The following is an 18,742-nucleotide window of genomic DNA, read 5'->3' as shown; positions in this document are numbered from 1 at the left end:
TCATCCCCACCAGGACCACGCCATACATGGCCAAGGCGACGAAAAGCGCCGCCAGGGTGACTCTCTTGGGCCTGGTGGAATCACCACGGGGCTTACCCTCACGTCCTTTGCCTTCACCGCCGCACCTCCTTCCGCCACACTAGCCGGTCCACCGCCTCCGCCAAACCCCAGGCCAAAAGGGCCAGGGCGAGTACCAAGCCCCAAAGCCAGGGGGCAAGGGGCACCGCCTCCACTAGCCCCGGCGCCAGGTTACCCAAGGCAACCTGGACCAAAATACCCAGGACCACGGCCCCGTGCAGGTAGGGATTGGGAAGGGGAACAAGCTCGGTGTGCCGGGCAGCGTAGGCGAAGAAGAGTTGCCCTGCGGCCATGAAGTGAAAGGTGGCGCTCCGCGCCGCCTCCACCCCCACCCATAGGGGAAGGAGGGCGAGAAGGCCAAGGGCAAGCCCCGCCTTCACCCCTCCTGTGAGGAGGACGAAGCGCAAGGAGGGCCCATCCAGGAGAGGGCTTTCCTTGGGCCGAGGCGGGCGCTTGAGCACCCCAGGGTTTTGGTCCAAGGCCAGGGCCAAGGCGGGGAGGCCGTCCGTCACCAGGTTGATCCAGAGGATCTGTACCGCCGTGAGGGGCAAAATAAGGTGTCCAGCGGCATCCCTCAGGCCCAGAAAGGCGGCGAGAACCATGCCCACCGCCACCATCAGGATTTCCGAAAGGTTGGTGGAGAAGAGGAAGCGGAGGAACTTCTGGATGTTCTCGTAGATGCTCCGCCCCTCCTCAACCGCGGCCACCAGGGTGGCGAAGTTGTCGTCCAGGAGGATCAGGTCCGCCACTTCCCGGCTCACCTCCGAGCCCCGCTGCCCCATGGCCACCCCCACGTCCGCCCGCTTCAAGGCCGGGGCGTCGTTCACCCCGTCCCCGGTCATGGCCACCACCTCCCCCGCCTTTTGCAGTGCCTCCACAATCCGAAGCTTCTGCTCCGGTTTGACCCGGGCGAAGACATCCACCTCTAAAAGCTCCTCATCGGTCAAGGCCTCCAGGTCTTCCCCCGTGGCCACCGTTTCCACGGAAAGGCCGATGCGCCTTGCGATGGCCACGGCGGTGGCGGGGTGGTCCCCTGTCACCATCACCACCCGCACCCCCGCTTCCAGGACGCGGCGCATGGCCTCCGGCACCTCGGGCCGGGGCGGGTCCAGGAGCAAGCCGAACCCAAGGAAGCGGAGGTTGTCCTCCCTCTCCCCATCCCCGAAGGCGAAGGCTAAGACCCGATATCCCTTGGCGGCGTGGGTTTCCGCCTCCTGCAAGAGGCGGCGCTTCTCCTCTTCGGGAAGGGCAAGCCTTGGGATAAGGGCCTCCGGGGCCCCCTTGAGGAAGCTTCCCCCGGGCGTGGTCACCCGCATGTACTTCCAAGCGCTGTCAAAGGGGCGCTCGGAAAGGCGGGGGTGCTCCTGCCTAAGCCTCTCCACGTCCAGGCCCGCCTCCTTTGCGTAGCGGAGGAGGCCGAGCTCCAAGGGGTCCCCGACCCCCGTGGCGAGATCGGCGTCGTTGCAGAGGACCATGGCCAGCAGCGCCCCTTGCGGGTCCGGCCCCACCACGCGCTCCACCTCCATGCGGTTTTCCGTGAGGGTGCCGGTTTTGTCCGTGGCGATGACCGTCACGCTTCCCAAGGCCTCCACCGCAGCGAGCCGCCGCACCACCGCCTTGCGGCGCGCCATGCGCTCCACCCCCAGGCTCAAGGCCAGGGTGAGGATGGCGGGAAGACCCTCAGGCACGGCGGCCACCGCCAAGGCCACGGCAAAAAGAACCACCTTGGCGGAAAACCCCTCCACCCAAAACCCCAAGAGGAGGAGGGCCAAGGCCAGAAGGAGCACCCAGCGGGCCACCCGGTTTCCGAGGGCGTGGAGGCGGCGCTCTAAAGGGGTTTTTTCCTCCTCCATCTCGGCAAGAAGGGCGGCGATACGCCCCATGGCGCTTTTGAGCCCGGTGCGGGTTACCTCCACCAGGGCCCGTCCCCGCACCAAAAGCGTCCCGGCGAAGACCTCCTCCCCCACCTCCTTTTCCACGGGCACGCTTTCCCCGGTGAGGACGCTTTCGTCCACCAAAACCCCGCTTCCTTCTAGCAAGACGCCGTCGGCGGGCACCCGGTCCCCCGCCTCGAGGCGCACCACATCCCCAGGGACCAGTTCCCGGCTCAGCAGGCGCACAAAGCGGCCATCGCGGAGGGCGTAGACCATGGGCTCCGCCAGGGCTTTAAGCCGCTTGAGGGCCTCCTCCGATCGCTTTTCCTGAAAGGTGCCAAGCCCGGCGTTCAGGAGGAGGATGGCCAGGATGCTCAAGGACTCCACGGGAACCCCATGGGCCCCCTCGGAAAGCCAAAGGACTAGGTCGATAACCAAGGCCAGAAGGAGGATGTAGATAAGAGGGCTTTGGAACTGGCGCAGGAACTTTCGCCAAAGGGGCTCTTCCGGCTTTTCCGGCAGGGCATTGGGCCCAAACTCCCTTAAACGGCGCCTCGCCTCCTCACTGGAAAGCCCTCGCATGAGCCTAAGGATACCCAAAGGGTTTAGGGCTTGTTGCCCCAGGTGGCGGAGGGTTAGCATAAAAGCATGCTGACGTATCCAGAACTGCCCCTAGGAAGCCCTCTCATCGACGCCGAGCTCCCCGACCCCCGGGGCGGGCGCTACCGCCTTTCCCAGTTCCAAGAGCCCCTTTTGGCCGTGCTCTTCATGTGCAACCACTGTCCTTACGTGAAGGGCTCCATCGGCGAGCTGGTGGCCTTGGCGGAAAAGTACCGGGGCAAGGTGGCCTTCGTGGGCATCAACGCCAACGATTACGAGAAGTACCCTGAGGACAGCCCCGAGGGCATGGTGGCCTTCGCCAAGGAGCACGGCATCTTCTTCCCCTACCTCCTGGACGAAAGCCAGGAGGTGGCCAAGGCCTACAAGGCCCTAAGGACCCCGGAGGTCTTCCTCTTCGACGAAAGGCGGCTTCTCCGCTACCACGGCCGGGTAAACGATAGCCCCAAAGACGTGAGCAAGGTGCAAAGCCACGACCTCGAGGCGGCCATCGAGGCCCTGCTTCAGGGCAAGGAGCCTCCCCTGGCCGAGGCGCCCGCCATCGGGTGCACCATCAAGTGGAAGCCGGGGAACGAACCCGAGGTTCGCCTAAGTTAGCGGGAACAGCTAATGGCCTCGCATAAGAGGAGGCCTTGGCCAACCTCCGGGAGGCCCTGGAGCTCTACTTTGAGCCCCCCACCCCGGCCCGGGTGCCCGAGGTGCGGGGGGTGGAAGTAGAGGTCGGGGCCTAGGCGGCCCCTCCCCTACCGGGAGGTGAAGGGCCGCCTCGAGGCCTTAGGCTCCCGGCTCCATTCCCAGATGGGGAGCTACGTCAAGTTCATCAGGGAGCGCCCGGAAGGGCTTCAGGTGGTCATCGTGCCCGCCCACAAGGAGATTGCCGTGGGCACCCTCCGGAGCATCCTCCGCCAAGCCGGGCTCACGTGGGAGAAGTTCCTCTCCTCGAGGGCACCTGAGCCGGAGAGGCAGCCGTACCCTCCCCCGCCCCTCTCCTGCCCTCCCCCCTGACCGGAGGAGTCTTCCCTCGCACGGGGATCCCCTAGATACCCAGCTTAGCTTCTCGAGGAAAGCGCAGGAAGGTGGCGGAAGGCGGCATTCGCGCGGCGCAATAATAGGCCTATGCGGGGCAAGCTTCTTCAACGGGTACGCCCGCCCCTCCCCGCCCCCGGGCCTACCGGGACTGGTGGACAGAGCGCTTGGGAACGCCCCCCTCTGGAAGCCTGGGTCCTCCCCGGCAACGACCCTGAGCGCCTCCTGGACGTGCACGCCCCCCAACCACACCTTGCGCCGCATCTGCCAGAGGTACGGCCTTCCCCCCCTTCGCGTCCACGACCTCCGCCACACCTACGGCTCTCTGCTCCTTGCCCACGGGGCCCCCTTGGAGCTTGTTTCGGAGCGGCTTGGACACGCCAACCCCAACATCACCCTTGGGGTGTACCGCCACCTTCTGGAGGAGGAGCGGCGGGGGTGGGTCCTCGACCCGGAGGACTTGGTGGGGCCTCGAGGGCAGGCCTAGATAAGCTAACCATAAGCTAACCAGGCCACCCCCCGGCTACGCTACCGGGGGGTGAAGCCATAGGTCCTGGAGCTGGCGGGCCCGGAGGGATTCGAACCCCCGACCTACCGCTTAGAAGGCGGCTGCTCTGTCCCCTGAGCTACGGGCCCATGCAACGAGGCCGGGGTGGCGCGCCACCCCGGCCGTTTGGAGCGGGAGACGGGACTCGAACCCGCGACCCTCGGCTTGGAAGGCCGATGCTCTACCAACTGAGCTACTCCCGCATGGTCGGGGCGGCCCGATTTGAACGGGCGACCCCCTGCTCCCAAAGCAGGTGCGCTACCGGCCTGCGCTACGCCCCGGGGCCTGGCCACCCCAGAGGCCACGATAGCACCTGCTTCCAAGAGGGTCAAGGCGTGCTAAGATAGGCCCATGCGCTTAGGTCCGGTGGAAATCCTCCTCATCCTCCTGGTGATCCTCCTCCTCTTCGGCGCCAAGAAGCTTCCCGAGCTGGCCCGGGGCATCGGCCAGTCGGCCCGGGAGTTCAAGAAGGGCCTGCAGGAGGGCGAGGACAAGAAGGAAGAGCCCAAGGCTTAAAGGACCTCCTCCCCCACGGGCATCCCCCCCGGGGCGTAGAGGCGGTAGCCCGTGGGGCGCACGTAGGCGGCCAGGGCCAAGCCATGTTGGCGGGCCAAGGCCACGGCGGGTGCGGTAGCGCCGGTACGGCTAGCCAGGAGCACCGCCCCCATGCCCACCGCCTTGGCCGCCATCTCCAGGCTGACCCGGCCCGTGGAGGCCACCAACACGGGCGGGGGCACGCCTTCGTTCAGCATGAACCCCGCCAGGCGGTCCACGGCGTTGTGGCGACCAATGTCCTCGTTGAGGTAGAGGAGGTTGCCCTCGAGGTCAAAGAGGGCGGCACCATGGATGCCCCGGGTGCGGGCGTAGGCCCGGGCGCGGGCACGAAGCTCGGCGAGGAGGCGAAGGGGTAACCTCGGGTCCAACGGGATCTGGGGTAGGGGCGCAAGGCTAGGCTCGCCGAAACGCAGGCCCGCGGCGCAGCCGCTATCCCGTACCCCCACGCCTCGCTCTGGGGTTTGGGAAAGATCCACCAAGACCATCCCCTCACCCACCCGAACCCGAACCCCCTCCAGGCTGGAAATGGCCCCGCTCAGGTAAAGGTGGCCCAGGGCCAGGTACACCTCGTCCCCCGGGGTATAGCTCAAGGCGGTCCAGGGCTCGCCGTTCACCACCAGAAGGAGGCGGGCCTCTTCGGGAAGGGGAAAGCGTTCTGCCAGGAAGCGCCCCCCCTCGTAGCGCCACATAGACCCCCTCACCATAGCCCTCCCACGCCTAGGAAAAAAGCCCCAGGGGCACAAAGCCCCTGGGGACCCCTACCCTCTAGAGGCGGCGCAAGACCTCCTCTGCCTCCTTGTAACCCGGTTTCAACTTCAACGCCTCCTGGCACTGGTAGCGCGCCCCTTCCTTGTCCCCAAGCTTCTCGTTGGCCAGGCAGAGCTGGTAGCGGTACTCCGGCCGCTTGGGGTCCAGACGCACGGCCACGGTGAGGCGGCTTTTCGCCTTCTGCGCATCCCCCAGGGCCAAGTAGACCTGGCCCAAGTAGTAATAGGCGGCGGGGAAGCGCAAAGGGGCCAGGGCCACGGCGTTCTCCAAGGCCACCCCCGCCTCCTTCCAGCGGCCCAAGGTCAGGTAGGCCTGGCCCAAGGTGTACCACCCCTCAGCGTCCAGGGGCTTGAGCTTGTGTCCCTCCTCCAGCAACCGGGCTGCCTCCTCCGCCCGGCCCTTGAGGAGGAGGGCCGAAGCGTAGCGCACCCGCAAATCGGCGTCCTTAGGGGCCATCTGGAGCGCTCGGGCGTACTGGTCCAAGGCCTCGTCCAGCCGCCCAACCGCCAGGTAAAGCTCCGCCATCGCCAAACGCACCTCGGGGGTGTCCTGTAGGGTCAAGGCTTTTTTGAAAGCCTCCTCCGCCCTATCTACCTGACCCAAAAGAGCATAGACCAGGCCCCGCTGGGCGAATAGGGGGGCGTAGCGGGGGTTGATGCGTTCGGCGTCCCGGAGGACGCTCAGGGCTTGGTCCAAATAGGCCTTGCCCTTCTCCCGATCCTCGCTGGCCCGGTAGAGGGCGATGTAGGCCTCCGCCAGAACCATGTAGCCCCCGATGTAACGGGGGTTCTTGGCCACCAGACCCTTGGCGTTTTCCAAGGCAGGGTTCAAGAGGCCCACCTTGAGCTGGGCCCGGGCTAGCCAGTAGAGAACATCCGGGTCTTGGGGCTTGTCCTTGGCCGCCCGTTCAAAGGCCTGGAGGGCCGCCTCGTACCGCCCCAAGGCGTAAAGCTGCACCCCCAGCCTCAAGGCATCCTGGGTGGCTGTCTGCCCCGCCGGGGGCGGGGGGGTCTGGGCCAGGGTGGGAGCCGCCAGCAAGCTCAGGGCCAAAAACAACCAGCGCATGCCAAACCTCCTCCAAAGAGTCTAAAGCACAAACCGCGTCAGGTCAGGGGAGGCGAAGACTTCCTCCAACCTTTTCTCCACGTAGGCCCGGGTAATCTCCACCCGCCCAAGGTCGGTCTGAAAACTCACCTCCTCCAAAACCCGTTCCAACACCGTGGCCAGCCGCCTGGCCCCGATGTCCTCTAGCTCCCGGTTGGCCCGGTGGGCGGCCTCGGCAATGGCCCATAGGGCGTCCTCGTGGAAGACCAACTCGGTGCCGTCCGCCCGAAGAAGCTCGGTGTACTGCCGGATGAGGGAGTTCTCCGGCTCCTTCAGGATGCGGAAAAACTCCTCGGGGCCCAAGGGGGAAAGCTCCACCCGGATGGGAAAGCGGCCCTGGAGCTCGGGGATCAGGTCCGAGGGCTTGGCCACGTGGAAGGCCCCGGCGGCGATGAAGAGAACGTGCTCCGTGGAGATGGGGCCGATGCGGGTGGACACCACCGTGCCCTCCACGATGGGCAGGAGGTCCCGCTGCACCCCTTCCCCGGAAACGTCTGGGCCCACGGTGCCTTCCCTCCGCGCCACCTTGTCCAGCTCGTCGATGAAGACGATGCCCTCCTCCTGGGCCCGGCGCCGCGCCTCCTCCTTGAGCTCTTCCTTGTCGATGAGGCGCTCAGCGTGCTGGTTCTTAAGCACCTCCCGCGCCTCCTTCACCGTCATGCGCTTGCGGGCGGGCCGCTTGGGGAGAAGCCCTTTAAGCATCTCCCCCATGCCGCCAAACCCCTCGCTCCCCAGGACCCCCATGAAGGGCAGGCTCACCTCCTCCTCCACCTGCACCTCCACGGAAAGGCCGTCCAGGCGTCCCGAGCGCACCTCGGCCACGGAGGCCCTAAGGAGGGTGGCGAGCTCCTCCTCGGCAAAGGCCAGGGCCTTTTCCTCCACCTTCTTCTTCATCTCCTCCAGGACCAGCTGGTAGCTGGCCTCCGCCAGGTCGCGGACGATGGAGTCCACGTCCCGGCCCACGTAGCCCACCTCCGTGAACTTGGTGGCCTCCACCTTCACGAAGGGGGCCCCCGCCAAACGGGCCAGTCGGCGGGCGATCTCCGTCTTCCCCACCCCCGTGGGCCCGATCATGAGGATGTTCTTGGGCGTCACCTCCCGGGCGATCTCGGGGGGGAGTTGTTTCCTGCGGTAGCGGTTGCGCAGGGCCACGGCCACGGCCCGCTTGGCCGCCTCCTGGCCGACGATGTGCTTGGAAAGCTCCCGGACGATCTCGGCGGGCGTGAGGTTCATGCTTCCCCCAGGGTGAGGACGGTAACCTGGCCCGAGGTGTATAGGTCCACCTCGGCGGCGATCCTTATGGACTCCTCGGCGATGGCCTTGGCGGAAAGGCCAGAGTGGCGGTAAAGGGCCTTGGCAGCCGCCAGGGCATAAGGTCCCCCCGAGCCCACCGCCAAAAGGGGCTCCTCCGGGGTGATGACCTCGCCGCTTCCCGAAAGGAGGACCATGGCTTCCCGGTCGGCGGCCACGATCATGGCCTGGAGGTGGCGGAGAACCCGGTCGGTGCGCCAGAGCTTGGCGGTTTCCACCGCCGCCCTTAGCAGGGAGCCCTTGGCCTCTTTGAGCTTCTCCTCAAAGCGCTCCAGAAGGGCCAAGGCGTCCGCTACCCCCCCGGCGAACCCCACCAGAACCCCCTCCCCCACCTCCACCTTCCGCACCTTCACCGCCCCGCGTTTGAGAACCGTCTGGCCGAAGGTCACCTGGCCGTCCCCAGCCAGGGCCGTGACCCCGTCCTTGCGGACGGCCAGGATGGTGGTGCCGTGGATCTCCACGCCGCCAAGATACCCCTCGGCCATGAGAAGGGCGTTAGGCAAGAGGCAACCCCAGGGCGACCCGGGCCACACACCCCTATGCCTGGAGGCCCTAAACTGGAAAGGGTGAAGGCCAAGACCCTAGGCGAGCTCAAGCGCACCTATCCCTTGGAAAAGCTCCGGCGCTCCGTGAAGGACGAGGCGCGGGAAAACCTCCGGGAAAAGCTCTGGCGGGGCGAGAGGCTTTTCCCCGGCATCCACGGCTACGAGGACACGGTGATCCCCGCCCTGGTCCAGGCCATCCTGGCCAAGCAGAACTTCATCCTCTTGGGCACCCGGGGCCAGGCGAAAAGCCGCATCCTCCGGAGCCTGGTGAGCCTCCTGGACGAGGAGGTCCCCGCCCTGCCCACCGAACTTCGCGACAACCCTCTCTTCCCCATCTCCCCCGAGGGCAAGCGGCTTTTGCAGGAGGCCGGGGACGAGGCCCCCATCGTCTGGGTGGGCCGGGAAGAGCGGTACGTGGAAAAGCTCGCCACCCCCGACACCACCGTGGCCGACCTCCTGGGGGACATGGACCCCATCAAGGCGGCGCGGCGGGGCACGGGGATGGCGGATTTGGAGAGCATCCATTTTGGCCTCCTCCCCCGGGCCAACCGGGGCATCTTCGCCGTGAACGAGCTGGCCGACCTGGCGCCTAAGGTGCAGGTGGCGCTTTTCAACATCCTCGAGGAGGGCGACATCCAGATCCGGGGCTACCCCATCCGCCTCCCCCTGGACGTCTGGCTCGTCTTCACCGCCAACCCCCAGGACTACACCGCCCGGGGCCGCATCGTCACCCCCCTCAAGGACCGCATCGGGAGCGAGATCCGCACCCACTACCCCAGGAGCCTGGAGGAAGGGGCCAGGATCAGCGCTCAGGAGGCCTACGTGCCTGAGGGGGTGGAGGTGCCGGAGTGGGTGCGGCTTTCCGTGGAGGCGGTGGCCTTCGCCGCCCGGGAGGACCGCCGGGTGGACCAGACCGCTGGGGTGTCCCAGCGCCTTCCCATAAGCCTCCTGGAGGTGGTGGCGGCGAGCGCCGAAAGGCGGGCCCTCCTTTTGAGGGTCCGGCCCGTGGCCCGGCCCTTGGACCTCTACCAAGGCCTTCCCGCCATCACGGGGAAGCTGGAACTGGAGTACGAAGGGGAGCTGCAGGGAGCAGAGCGGGTGGCCAAGGAGCTGGTGCAGCGGGCCTTCGGCCTGGTCCTCCCCCGCTACCGCCTCAAGACCGAGCCCATCGTGGCCCACTTCGAGGCGGGAAACCTCCTCACCCTGCCCGAGGGGGACCTGGAGGGCGCCTTAGCGGCGTTGGCAGAGGTGCCGGGGCTTATGGAGGCGGCGAAGACCTTAGCGGAAAACGAGGCTCCCGAGCTTCTCCTCTCCGCGGCGGAATTCGTCCTGGAGGGCCTAGTGGGCCGCAGGAAGCTCGCCCGGGGCGAGGCGAGCTACCAGGCGGCGGAAAGGGCGCGGGGCTATGGCAACTGACCGGGCCCGGAGGAAAGATGAAGGCGATCCGGTATAGCCGCTACGAGGGCAACCTGGACGAGCTTTCCCCCGAGGAAATCCTAGACCTCCTGGAGGACTTCCTCCTGGACTCGGGCTTCTCCGACCCCTTCCAGCGCTACGACCCCGACCCAAGCCGGGCTCCAAGCCTGGAAGACCTCTACGACGCCCTCCTCCAGGCCCTTTTACAGAACGAGCTCGTCCCCGAGGAATGGCTAAAGGAGGCCCGCTTCGCGAACCGCAAGGAGGAAACCCGCCTCCACCAGGCCCTAACGCGCATGATCCAGAAGCTCCAGGAAGCGGGCTACCTCCGCCTTCCCGGGGAAGACCCCACCCGCCCAGCCCAAGCCGGGTACAAAGGCGAGGCGGGGGAAACCCGTTTGGAACTCACCGAGAAGGCCTCGGACTTCCTGGGACTCAAGAGCTTACGGGAACTCCTGGGGGCCTTGGGACGGAACCCCCCTGGCCTCCACCCAACCCCTCACCACGCCCCGGGGGTGGAGAAGACCGGGGAGACCAAGCCCTGGGAGTGGGGAGACCCCCTGGAGCTCAACATCCCGGAAACCTTGAAGAAGGCGGTGGCCAAGGGGCTAGAGCGCCTGAGCCACGAGGACCTGGTGATTGACCTGGCGGAGTACACCGCCAGCATGAGCACCGTGGTCCTCCTGGACTGCTCCCACTCCATGATCCTCTACGGGGAGGACCGCTTCACCCCCGCCAAGAAGGTGGCCCTGGCCCTGGCCCACCTGATCCGCACCCAGTACCCCGGGGACCGGGTGCGCTTCGTCCTCTTCCACGACACCGCCGAGGAGATCCCCCTGGCCAAGCTCCCCCTGGCCCAGGTGGGCCCCTACCACACCAACACCAAGGCGGGGCTGGAGCTGGCCCGCACCCTCCTCAAGAAGATGGGGGGGGAGATGAAGCAGATCATCCTCATCACCGACGGCAAGCCCTCCGCCCTGACCCTCCCCAGCGGGGAGATCTACAAAAACGCCTGGGGCCTAGACCCCTTGATCCTGGCGGAAACCCTCAAGGAGGCCACCTTGGCCCGGCGGGAGGGCATCTCCATCCACACCTTCATGCTGGCCCGGGAGCCTGAGCTGTTGGCCTTCGTGAAGAAGCTTTCCCAAATCACCCGGGGCAAGGCCTACCTCACAAGCCCCAGGAACATCGGCAAGTACCTGCTCTTGGACTTCCTGAACAAGAAGGTGCGGGCCAATTAAGGCCGGTATAGTGGAGGGCGTGGACTTTCTCCTGGCCCTAGAACGCCCCCCCTTGGTCCTAGGGGTGGACCCGAGGCCGGACCTCCACGGAAAGAGACCCCTTATCCACCTGCGCCGCTACGCCTTAGCGCTCTTTGAGGCCCTGGCCGAGCGCCTGGCGGCGGTGAAGCTTCAGCTGGCCTTCTTTGAAGCTTTGGGCCCGGAGGGGATGGCCCTCCTCTTCGAACTGGCCAGCGCCGCCCGGGTCATGGGCCTCCCCGTGATCTTTGACGGCAAGCGGGGGGATATCGGCTCCACGGCGGAGGCCTACGCCGAGGCCTACCTCCTCCGGTTTCCTGGGAGCGCCCTCACGGCAAACCCCTACCTGGGCCTGGACGCCCTCGCCCCCTTCTTCCAGGCGGCCGGGCGGAGCGGGGGTGCGGTCTTCGTCTTGGCCAAGACCTCCAACCCGGGCTCGGGCTTCCTGCAGGACCTGCCCGTGACGGGGAAGCCCCTTTACCTCCACCTGGCGGAGGCCTTGGCCCAAGAAGGGGAGGCTTGGCGGGAAGGTGCGTGGAGCCGGGTGGGGATGGTGGTGGGGGCCACCTACCCCGAGGCGGTGAAGGCGGTGCGGCAAGTGGCCCCTTCCGCTCCCCTCCTCCTCCCGGGGATTGGGGCCCAAGGGGGTAGCCCCCTCAAGGGCAGGGGCCTCCTCCTCGCCGCCAGCCGGGCCCTCTTCTACCCGGGGGGGCGGCCCGACCTCGAGGGGGCGAGGAAGGCGGCGGAGGCGCTCCTTGCCGCTTTGGTAGAGTAGGGGGGATGGACGTCCTGGACCTGTACCGGAGGACGGGGGCCCTTTTGGAAGGGCACTTCCTCCTGCGCTCGGGGATGCACTCCCCTCTTTTCCTGCAGTCGGCGGCCCTCCTGCAACACCCCCTCTACGCCGAGGCGGTGGGGGAGGCCTTGGGCCGTCTCTTTGAGGACGAAAAGGTGGACTTCGTCCTTGGCCCCGCCCTTGGGGGGGTGATCCTTTCCTTCGTGGTGGCGCGGGCCTTGGGGGCCAGGGCCCTTTTCGCCGAGAAGGACGGGCAAGGGGGTATGACCATCCGCAAGGGGCTCACCCTGAACCCGGGGGAGCGCTTCCTGGCGGTGGAGGACGTGGTGACCACGGGGGAAAGCGTGCGGAGGGCCATCCGGGCGGCGGAGGCCCGGGGAGCGGTGTGCCTGGGGGTAGGGGCCATCGTGGACCGGAGCGGCGGCCAGGCTACCTTTGGCGTTCCCTTCCGGGCCTTGGCCCGACTGGAGGTACCCCAGTACCCCCCGGAGGCTTGCCCCCTTTGCCAAAAGGGCGTTCCCTTGGAGGAGGTCTAGGTGCGCTGGCCCTTGGCCCTCGCCCTTGCCCTCTCCTTCGCCCTGGCCCGGCCCCAGGCGGCCCAGGAGGCGGTGGCCTTGTGGCTCGAGGGGAAGCTTTCCCCCAGGCTGGAGGAGGTCCTCCGCGCCCCGCCTGAGGAAGCGGCCAGGCTCCTGGAGCGCTACGCCCTCTTCCCCCCGCCCCCTAAGGGGCTTTCCGTGAACCTGGAAAGCCCCAAGGTGGAGGGGAACCAGGTCCTGTTCCCCGCTGCCCTTGGGGAGGAGGTGGGGGAGGTAGTGGTGGTCCTGGAGGAAGGCGAGGTGCGCCGGGTCTTTTTCCGCCCCCAGGGCCTGGCCTTGCCCCCCTACCTGCTCACCCCGGCGGCGGGGTGGGGGTTTTTGCTCTTGAGCCTCTTTTGGGGGGTTCTCCTCCTCCAACCCTCCCCCTTCCGGGCCTGGTTTTGGGAAGCCTGGGCCCTTATCCGGGCGCAAAGGGGGCTTTACCTCTTCACCAATCTTTTCCTCTACGGCCTTTTCGCCCTGGGAAGCCTCCTGGCTTATGGCATGCCCGAGCTGGCCCGGGCGGTGCAGGCCCTTTTTGGGGGAGCCCTCGAGGCCATCGGCCTAGGGGAGGCGGTGGGGAAAGGGGTCCTCGTCCTCGCCGGGGTCATCTTCCACTGGAACTTCAGCCAGGGCCTTTTCCTCACCGGGCTCATCCCCGCCCTGTTCCTCGGCCTGCCCGTTTTGCTCCTAAACGCCCTCCGCTACTTCGCCTTCGGCTTCGCCCTGTCCCCGGCCGTCCTTGGGCCCACCTTTCTCCTGCACCTGCCCACGCTCCTTTTGGAGCTCCAGGCCTATATTCTGGTGACCTTCGGCGGGCTTGCCCTCCTGGCCCAGACGGCCCGGGGGGAAGGGTATCGGAAGGGCTTGCGGGCGCTTTTCCTTAGCTTTTACCTTGGGGCTTTCTTCCTGCTCCTCGCCGCCTGGTACGAGGCTTGGGAGGTGAAGGCGCTCCTATGAAGGTGGCCATTCTGGGCGCGGGGGCCTGGGGCACGGCCTTGGGCGTCCTCTTGGCCAGCAAGGGCATCCCCACGGCGCTCCTTTGCCGCAGGCAGGAGCACGCCGAGGCCTTAAGGGCGCAGAGGGAGAACAAGGACCACCTCCCCGGGGTGGCTCTTCCCGCCTACCTCTACCCCACCCACGACCCGGAGGAGGCGCTTGGGGGGGCGGAGTTCGCCGTGGTGGCGCTTCCCTCTAAGGCCCTCGACACCCTCAAGGACCTTCCCCGGGCCCCCTGGTACCTTTCCGCCACCAAGGGGCTCTTCTTCCGGGAAGGGGCGCTCCTCACCCCGAGCCAGGTGGTGGCCGCCCTCACGGGCCGGCCCGTGGCCGCCCTTTCCGGGCCCAACCACGCGGAGGAGGTGGCCCGCTTCCTGCCCACGGCCAGCGTGGCGGCGGGCCCCGAGGCCCTGGCCCAGCGGGCGCAGGAGGTCTTCCATAGCCCCACCTTTCGCGTCTACACCAGCCCCGACCTCCGGGGGGTGGAGCTGGGCGGGGGGCTCAAGAACGTCCTGGCCCTGGCGGCGGGGATGGTGGACGGGCTTAGGCTGGGGGACAACGCCAAGGCCGCCCTCCTCACCCGGGGCCTTCGGGAGATGGTGCGCTTCGGCACCGCCCAAGGGGGGGAGGAGGCCACCTTTTACGGGCTCGCTGGCCTGGGCGATCTCCTCGCCACCGCCTACAGCCTGCACTCCCGCAACCGGGGGGCGGGGGAGAGGCTGGTGCGGGGGGAGGCCTTGGAGCGCCTCGAGGACCGGGGAGTGGTGGAGGGGCTTTATGCGGTGAAGGCCCTTATGGCCTGGCGGCGGGAAGCGGGGGTGGAGCTTCCCATCGCCGAGGCGGTCTACCGGGTGGCCTACGAGGGGCTAGACCCCCTAAAGGCCCTTCATGCCCTCATGGGGCGGGAGCCCAAGGCGGAGGGCTAAAAGGTTTCCGCTAGGAAGCCCAAAAGCGCCGTGCGAAAGGCCTTGGGGTTTTCCAGGTTGGCCAGGTGCCCCGCCTCCGGCAGGATGAGGGCCCGGGCCTCGGGGAGGTTCCTCGCCAGGCGCTTGGCCTCCTCTGGGGGGGTGAGGGTGTCCTCCTCCCCCACCAGGACCAAGGCGGGGCGGCGCATCCCGGGGAGGAGGGGGGTGGAGTCGGGGCGCTCGGCCAAGGCCCTTAGGCTTTCCGCCACCGCCTCGGGGCTGGCCTGGAGGATGAGCTCCTTGGCCCGCGCCACCACCTCGGGCTTTTCCGCCTGGGTGGTGCGGCCCAGGTGCCCCGGCAAAAGGGCCTCGGGCAGGAAACCCACCCCCTCCCGGAGCACCCGCTCCCGCAGGGCGTAGCGGTTCCGCTTGGCCTCCTCCGTGTCCGGCCCCGCACGGGTGTCCGCCAGGACGAAGCCCAAAAAGCGCTCGGGGGCCTTGCGCCAAAGCTCAAAGATGAGGTAGCCCCCCATGGAAAGCCCCACGAAGACCGCCTCCTCCATCCCCGCCTCGTCCATCTCCTTGAGGACCTTTTCCGCCGCCTGGGGCAGGCTTAGGCCCAGGTAGTGGGGGGCGAGGACGGGAAGGCGGCCCCGGAAGTGGCGAAGCTCCCCTTCCCACATCCCGGGGTTGTAGGGAAAGGCGTGGAGGAAGACCAGGCCCCTCATGGCCTCTAGCTTATCCCGAAGCCTCCACCGGCTCCCCCTCTAGCCCCAAGGCCTTGAGGCGGGCCTCGAGGGCAGAGTCCTCCACCACCACGAAGTTTTCCTTGCCCCGGGTTTCCGCCCTAAGCCGCCCCTCCCGGGCCGCCTCCTTCCAGGCCTCCATGAGGTCGGGGTGGCGGAGGAGGAGGGGGGTTACCTTGTGGGCGGGGTAGCGCCTCACCGCAGGGCCTCCTCCAGGGCGTGCCAGGCCAGGGTGGCGCACTTGACCCGGGCCGGGAGCTTGGCCACCCCTTGGAGGGCCAGGAGGTCCCCCAGGGCGGGGTCAGGGGGGGCGCCCTCCACCACCATGGCCTGGAACTTGCGGGAGAGGTCCAGGGCCTCCGCCACCTTCTTCCCCTTCACCGCCTCGGTCATCATGGAGGCGCTAGCGGTGCTGATGGCGCACCCCTGGCCCTGGAAGCGGATGTCGGCGATGGTGTCCCCTTCCAGGAGGACCATCACCTCCACCTGGTCCCCGCAGGAGGGGTTCATCCCCCCGGCCCGCTTGGTGGCCTGGGCCAGGACCCCGAAGTTCTTGGGGTTTTGGTAGTGCTTTAAGATGGTTTCCCGATAAAGCTCATCCAGGACGCCCATTGCCCTTACTTTACCCCAAGGGCTACCCCTCCGCCTCCAACAGGGGAAGGCGCACCCGGAAAACCGTGCGCCCGGGGCGGCTTTCCACGGCGATCTCCCCCCCGTGGGCCTGGGCGATGGCCTGGGCGATGGCCAGGCCGAGCCCCGTGCCCCCCCCGGGTCCCCGGGCGAAGCGGCGGAAGAGGTGGGGCAGAAGGGCCTCGGGGATGCCGGGACCAGCGTCTTCCACCTCCAAAAGCGCCAGGTCCCCTTCCCGCCGAAGGCGGACCCTTACCCCTTCCTTCCCCGCGGCCCGTACCGCATTGGCCAGGAGGTTGCGGAGCATCTGCAAAAGCCGATCAGGGTCCCCCAGGACCTCGGCCTCTTCCCCCTCGAGGGCCACCCCGTACTCCCTGGCCGCCTCTTGGGCCAAGGCCTTCAGGTCCACGATGTGGGGGTTGAGGCTAAAGCCCATCTCGCCCCGGGCCAAGGCGAGAAGGTCCTCCACCAGGCGCCGCATCCTTTCCGCCGTGGCCCTGGCGGTGGCCAGGGCTTCTCCGTCCAAAGGGTTTCGCGCCAGGCGGTCTAAGTGCCCCAGGAGCACCGTGAGGGGGGTGCGGAGCTCGTGGCTCGCCTCAGCCAGGAAGGCCCGCTCCTCTTCCTTGGCCTCCTTTAGGGCTTTTAGGAGGGCGTTCACCGCCTCCACCATGCGGCCGAACTCGTCCTGCGGGAGGGTGAGGGGCACGGGGTCCAGGCGCTCGGGGTTTCTTTGGGCGATTTCCCGGGCGGCCGCTTCCAGGGGACGGGTGGCCAGGCGGGCGGTGAGGTAGACCAGGCCAAGCCCTAAGGGGAAGAGGAGGAAAAAGGCCTCCACCAGGGCCCGCCGCAGGGCGGCCAAGGTTAGGTCAATGGGGGCGGTGTCCTGAGTGAGGGCGAGGACGCCCAGGGGCGTGCGCACCCAGGCGGCGACGAACCCCTTTTGGAAGGCCACCCGCGGGGTTTCCCCCGCCGTTTGGAGCGCTTCTTGGGGCAGGCGGTGCTCAGGCCGGGTGAGGAGGAGGGCCTCCCCGTCTTCCGCATAGAGGTGGAGGTACACACCCCCCGTGGCGATGAGGCTCCCCGCCTGGCCCTTGCGGTAGGCCTCCGCCGCCCTGCGGGCGTCCTGGAGGAGGGTGGCCTCGAGGTGGCCCCTTAGGGCCCGCTCCACCCCCCGGCCCGCCAGGTAGAGGGCCCCCACCAGGAAGAGGAGCCAAAGGAGGCCAAAGGAAAGGAAAAGGCGCAGGCGGAAGGAAAGGAGCGGCATGAGGCGCTAGGCGTCCTCTTCCCCTTTGCCCGGGCGCACGGCGTAGCCCAGGCCCCGCACCGTGCGCAGGTAGCCGTAGGCCCCTACCTCCCTTAGCTTGGCCCGCAGGTTGGCCACGTGCACGTCCAGCACGTTGGAGTCGCGGCCCAAGGGGCGGCCCCAGATCTTCTCCTCAATCTCCTCCCGGGGGAAGACCCTCCCGGGGCGGCCCATGAGGAGGTGGAGGAGGTCAAACTCCTTGGGGGAAAGCCGCACCTCGGTTTCCCCGAAGAAGACCTGGCGCCGCTTAGGGTAAAGCTCCAGCTTTCCCACCGCCAGGACCTCGCTTCCCCCCTTGTGCCGTAGCTGCACCTGGATGCGGGCCAAAAGCTCGGCGGGGTGAAAGGGCTTCACCAGGTAATCGTCCGCCCCCTCGGAAAGCAGGCCCACCTTCCGCTCCACGGCGTCTTGAGCGGTGAGGACCAGGATGGGGGTGTCGTCCGTGGCCCGGATGCGCCGGGCCACCTCCGCCCCGTCCAGATCGGGCAAGCCCAGGTCTAGCACCACCAAATCGGGCTTTTTCTCCCGGTGGCGCATGAGGCCCTCCATGCCGTTTTTGGCCCACTCCACCTGGAAGCCCGCTTCCTTCAGCTCCAGCTCCACCAACCGGGCCACCTCGGGGTCGTCCTCGATGAGAAGGATGCGCTTCATGGCCAAAGCCTTTCCGGGGGGGTGAGGCCGTAGACCTCCTTGAGGAGCTTGAGGAGGCTCACCCGCTCCCTTTCCCAAAGGAGAAGGACATCCCCCCGTTCCGCCACGCCGGAAAGGGCCCTGGGCCTTTCCCCGGGAAGGGCGAGGAGGAGTTGCACCTCCTGCCCGGGCCTGGGGGGCACGGGGGTGGAAAGGGAAAGGAGGCGCTTGCCCTCCACCCGCCAGGCCCCATGAAGGGTCCGCAAGTCCTGGGAAAGGAGCCTAAGCTCCGTCCCCGGGGGCAAAGCGGGGCCCAGAAGGGGGGGCAAGGCGGCCAAAGCCGCGCCGAGAAGGAGGAGAAAAGCCCAAAGGCGCATCTTTCCCCATTTTAGGGGGATGGCTCCGCCCTTTGTGGGAGGGAGGTTAAGGGGCCTGAAGGTTTCTCCGGCAGGAGGAAGCCGGCGGAAACCACGTACTTCAGGGCGTCTTCCACGCTGATCTCCAGGGGGATCACCTCCTCCGTGGGCACCAGGATCACCATGCCGCTGGCGGGGACGGGGCTGGTGGGCACCAAAACGGCGGTGTAGCCCTCGGGCAAGGGCGGCAGGCGGCTTCCCACGGGCTGGACCACGAAGCAGAGGGTGTATAGGCCCCGCCTAGGGTACTCGATCACCGCCGCCCGGCTAAACTTCACCTCCTTCTGCCCGAAGAGGGTATGGGCGATCTGCTGCACCGCCTTGTAGATGTCCCGCACCAGGGGCAAGAGGAGCAGGGAGCGCTCCAGGGAGTGGATGAGCCTGCGGCCCAGGTAGTTTTCCGCCAGGGTGCCCACCAGGTAGATGAACAGGGCAGCCAGCAGGAGACCCACAAAGGGAAGGAGGGGTTGGTAGGCCCGGGGCACCTCCAGGTTCAAAAGCTGCAAAAACCCCTGGATGTACCCGCCAGAGTAGGTGTAGACCCAGCCCAAGAAGTAGAGGGTGACGAGGAGGGGCAGAAGGGTGATGAGCCCCGTGAGGAAACGCTGGCGGAGGCGCATGGCCCTTAGTTTACGCCATGG

The 18,742-nt window shown here is 67.5% G+C and carries 21 protein-coding genes, 3 tRNA genes and 1 pseudogene; 10 read left to right on the top strand and 15 right to left on the bottom strand.

The features are described 5' to 3' along the window. Nucleotides 1–113 precede the first annotated feature (113 nt). Nucleotides 114–2,534 (bottom strand): cation-translocating P-type ATPase, encoded by a 2,421-nt coding sequence (locus ABXG85_RS00490; protein WP_353512057.1) that lies wholly within the window; start codon nt 2,532–2,534, stop codon nt 114–116. Nucleotides 2,535–2,600: 66 nt separating this feature from the next. On the opposite strand from ABXG85_RS00490, the gene ABXG85_RS00485 reads away from it, so the two are divergent. The 3 genes and pseudogenes from ABXG85_RS00485 to ABXG85_RS00475 form a co-directional block, all read left to right on the top strand. Continuing rightward, nucleotides 2,601–3,167 carry a thioredoxin family protein gene (locus tag ABXG85_RS00485; protein ID WP_353511775.1) on the top strand — a complete coding sequence of 189 codons (567 nt, stop codon included), beginning with the start codon at nt 2,601–2,603 and terminating at the stop codon, nt 3,165–3,167. A gap of 156 nt (nt 3,168–3,323) precedes the next feature. Beyond that, nucleotides 3,324–3,575, top strand: a complete 252-nt coding sequence (locus tag ABXG85_RS00480) for a type II toxin-antitoxin system HicA family toxin (RefSeq protein WP_353511774.1) — start codon at nt 3,324–3,326, stop codon at nt 3,573–3,575. A 265-nt stretch (nt 3,576–3,840) separates the two neighbouring features. After that, nucleotides 3,841–4,083 (top strand): annotated as a pseudogene (locus ABXG85_RS00475) (tyrosine-type recombinase/integrase); the annotation flags it as partial. A gap of 73 nt (nt 4,084–4,156) precedes the next feature. Here the strand turns inward: ABXG85_RS00475 and ABXG85_RS00470 are convergent. The 3 genes from ABXG85_RS00470 to ABXG85_RS00460 all read right to left on the bottom strand — a co-directional run bounded on the left by ABXG85_RS00470 (nt 4,157) and on the right by ABXG85_RS00460 (nt 4,424). After that, nucleotides 4,157–4,232: transfer RNA gene (locus ABXG85_RS00470), tRNA-Arg, on the bottom strand. A 38-nt stretch (nt 4,233–4,270) separates the two neighbouring features. Continuing rightward, nucleotides 4,271–4,346, bottom strand: a tRNA-Gly gene (locus ABXG85_RS00465). A gap of 1 nt (nt 4,347) precedes the next feature. After that, nucleotides 4,348–4,424 (bottom strand) — tRNA-Pro (locus tag ABXG85_RS00460). A 70-nt stretch (nt 4,425–4,494) separates the two neighbouring features. Here ABXG85_RS00460 and tatA point away from each other — a divergent pair. Then, nucleotides 4,495–4,659, top strand: coding sequence for a twin-arginine translocase TatA/TatE family subunit (gene tatA / locus ABXG85_RS00455; protein WP_353511773.1), 165 nt, complete (start codon nt 4,495–4,497; stop codon nt 4,657–4,659). Here tatA and ABXG85_RS00450 read toward each other — a convergent pair. The 4 genes from ABXG85_RS00450 to hslV form a co-directional block, all read right to left on the bottom strand. Further along, nucleotides 4,656–5,387 (bottom strand): formate dehydrogenase accessory sulfurtransferase FdhD, encoded by a 732-nt coding sequence (locus ABXG85_RS00450; protein ID WP_353511772.1) that lies wholly within the window; start codon nt 5,385–5,387, stop codon nt 4,656–4,658. The two genes, tatA and ABXG85_RS00450, sit on opposite strands and share 4 nt — an antisense overlap. Before the next feature lie 76 nt (nt 5,388–5,463). Next, complete coding sequence (locus tag ABXG85_RS00445; RefSeq protein ID WP_353511771.1) at nt 5,464–6,531, bottom strand: tetratricopeptide repeat protein; 1,068 nt, start codon at nt 6,529–6,531, stop codon at nt 5,464–5,466. Between the two features lie 21 nt (nt 6,532–6,552). Beyond that, nucleotides 6,553–7,803 carry an ATP-dependent protease ATPase subunit HslU gene (locus tag ABXG85_RS00440; RefSeq protein WP_353511770.1) on the bottom strand — a complete coding sequence of 417 codons (1,251 nt, stop codon included), beginning with the start codon at nt 7,801–7,803 and terminating at the stop codon, nt 6,553–6,555. Continuing rightward, entirely contained in the window at nt 7,800–8,366 is a 567-nt protein-coding gene (hslV, locus tag ABXG85_RS00435; protein ID WP_353512056.1) for an ATP-dependent protease subunit HslV, read from the bottom strand. The genes ABXG85_RS00440 and hslV overlap by 4 nt, the downstream gene beginning before the upstream one ends. Nucleotides 8,367–8,447: 81 nt before the next feature. On the opposite strand from hslV, the gene ABXG85_RS00430 reads away from it, so the two are divergent. The 6 genes from ABXG85_RS00430 to ABXG85_RS00405 are packed head-to-tail and all read left to right on the top strand — an operon-like array spanning nt 8,448 to nt 14,397. Then, complete coding sequence (locus ABXG85_RS00430; RefSeq protein ID WP_353511769.1) at nt 8,448–9,842, top strand: sigma 54-interacting transcriptional regulator; 1,395 nt, start codon at nt 8,448–8,450, stop codon at nt 9,840–9,842. A 17-nt stretch (nt 9,843–9,859) separates the two neighbouring features. Beyond that, complete coding sequence (locus tag ABXG85_RS00425) at nt 9,860–11,083, top strand: vWA domain-containing protein (protein ID WP_353511768.1); 1,224 nt, start codon at nt 9,860–9,862, stop codon at nt 11,081–11,083. Nucleotides 11,084–11,102: 19 nt separating this feature from the next. After that, complete coding sequence (gene pyrF, locus ABXG85_RS00420; protein ID WP_353511767.1) at nt 11,103–11,876, top strand: orotidine-5'-phosphate decarboxylase; 774 nt, start codon at nt 11,103–11,105, stop codon at nt 11,874–11,876. Nucleotides 11,877–11,881: 5 nt separating this feature from the next. Beyond that, nucleotides 11,882–12,433 carry an orotate phosphoribosyltransferase gene (gene pyrE / locus ABXG85_RS00415; RefSeq protein WP_353511766.1) on the top strand — a complete coding sequence of 184 codons (552 nt, stop codon included), beginning with the start codon at nt 11,882–11,884 and terminating at the stop codon, nt 12,431–12,433. After that, a complete protein-coding gene (locus ABXG85_RS00410; RefSeq protein ID WP_353511765.1) occupies nt 12,434–13,432 on the top strand; it encodes a hypothetical protein in 999 nt (332 codons plus the stop codon). It abuts the gene before it with no gap. Beyond that, a complete protein-coding gene (locus ABXG85_RS00405; RefSeq protein ID WP_353511764.1) occupies nt 13,429–14,397 on the top strand; it encodes an NAD(P)H-dependent glycerol-3-phosphate dehydrogenase in 969 nt (322 codons plus the stop codon). Before ABXG85_RS00410 ends, ABXG85_RS00405 begins: the two co-directional genes overlap by 4 nt. Here ABXG85_RS00405 and ABXG85_RS00400 read toward each other — a convergent pair. The 7 genes from ABXG85_RS00400 to ABXG85_RS00370 are packed head-to-tail and all read right to left on the bottom strand — an operon-like array spanning nt 14,394 to nt 18,721. Beyond that, a complete protein-coding gene (locus ABXG85_RS00400; RefSeq protein WP_353511763.1) occupies nt 14,394–15,104 on the bottom strand; it encodes an alpha/beta fold hydrolase in 711 nt (236 codons plus the stop codon). The genes ABXG85_RS00405 and ABXG85_RS00400 overlap by 4 nt on opposite strands. A 10-nt stretch (nt 15,105–15,114) precedes the next feature. Next, complete coding sequence (locus ABXG85_RS00395; RefSeq protein ID WP_353511762.1) at nt 15,115–15,321, bottom strand: hypothetical protein; 207 nt, start codon at nt 15,319–15,321, stop codon at nt 15,115–15,117. Then, entirely contained in the window at nt 15,318–15,734 is a 417-nt protein-coding gene (gene sufU / locus ABXG85_RS00390) for a Fe-S cluster assembly sulfur transfer protein SufU (protein ID WP_353511761.1), read from the bottom strand. The genes ABXG85_RS00395 and sufU overlap by 4 nt, the downstream gene beginning before the upstream one ends. A 22-nt stretch (nt 15,735–15,756) precedes the next feature. Continuing rightward, the gene (locus ABXG85_RS00385) at nt 15,757–17,016 is read right to left on the bottom strand and encodes a sensor histidine kinase (RefSeq protein ID WP_353511760.1); all 1,260 of its coding nucleotides are present in this window, start codon (nt 17,014–17,016) and stop codon (nt 15,757–15,759) included. Nucleotides 17,017–17,022: 6 nt separating this feature from the next. Then, the gene (locus ABXG85_RS00380; protein WP_353511759.1) at nt 17,023–17,706 is read right to left on the bottom strand and encodes a response regulator transcription factor; all 684 of its coding nucleotides are present in this window, start codon (nt 17,704–17,706) and stop codon (nt 17,023–17,025) included. Further along, nucleotides 17,703–18,062, bottom strand: a complete 360-nt coding sequence (locus tag ABXG85_RS00375; protein WP_353511758.1) for a hypothetical protein — start codon at nt 18,060–18,062, stop codon at nt 17,703–17,705. The genes ABXG85_RS00380 and ABXG85_RS00375 overlap by 4 nt, the downstream gene beginning before the upstream one ends. An 11-nt stretch (nt 18,063–18,073) precedes the next feature. Continuing rightward, nucleotides 18,074–18,721, bottom strand: a complete 648-nt coding sequence (locus ABXG85_RS00370; protein ID WP_353511757.1) for a DUF502 domain-containing protein — start codon at nt 18,719–18,721, stop codon at nt 18,074–18,076. Nucleotides 18,722–18,742: the final 21 nt, after the last annotated feature.

This window comes from Thermus sp. LT1-2-5 (assembly GCF_040363165.1).
Taxonomy (GTDB): domain Bacteria; phylum Deinococcota; class Deinococci; order Deinococcales; family Thermaceae; genus Thermus.
The sequence above is the reverse complement of the archived record's forward strand: the minus strand, read 5'-3'. Positions and strand labels throughout refer to the sequence as shown.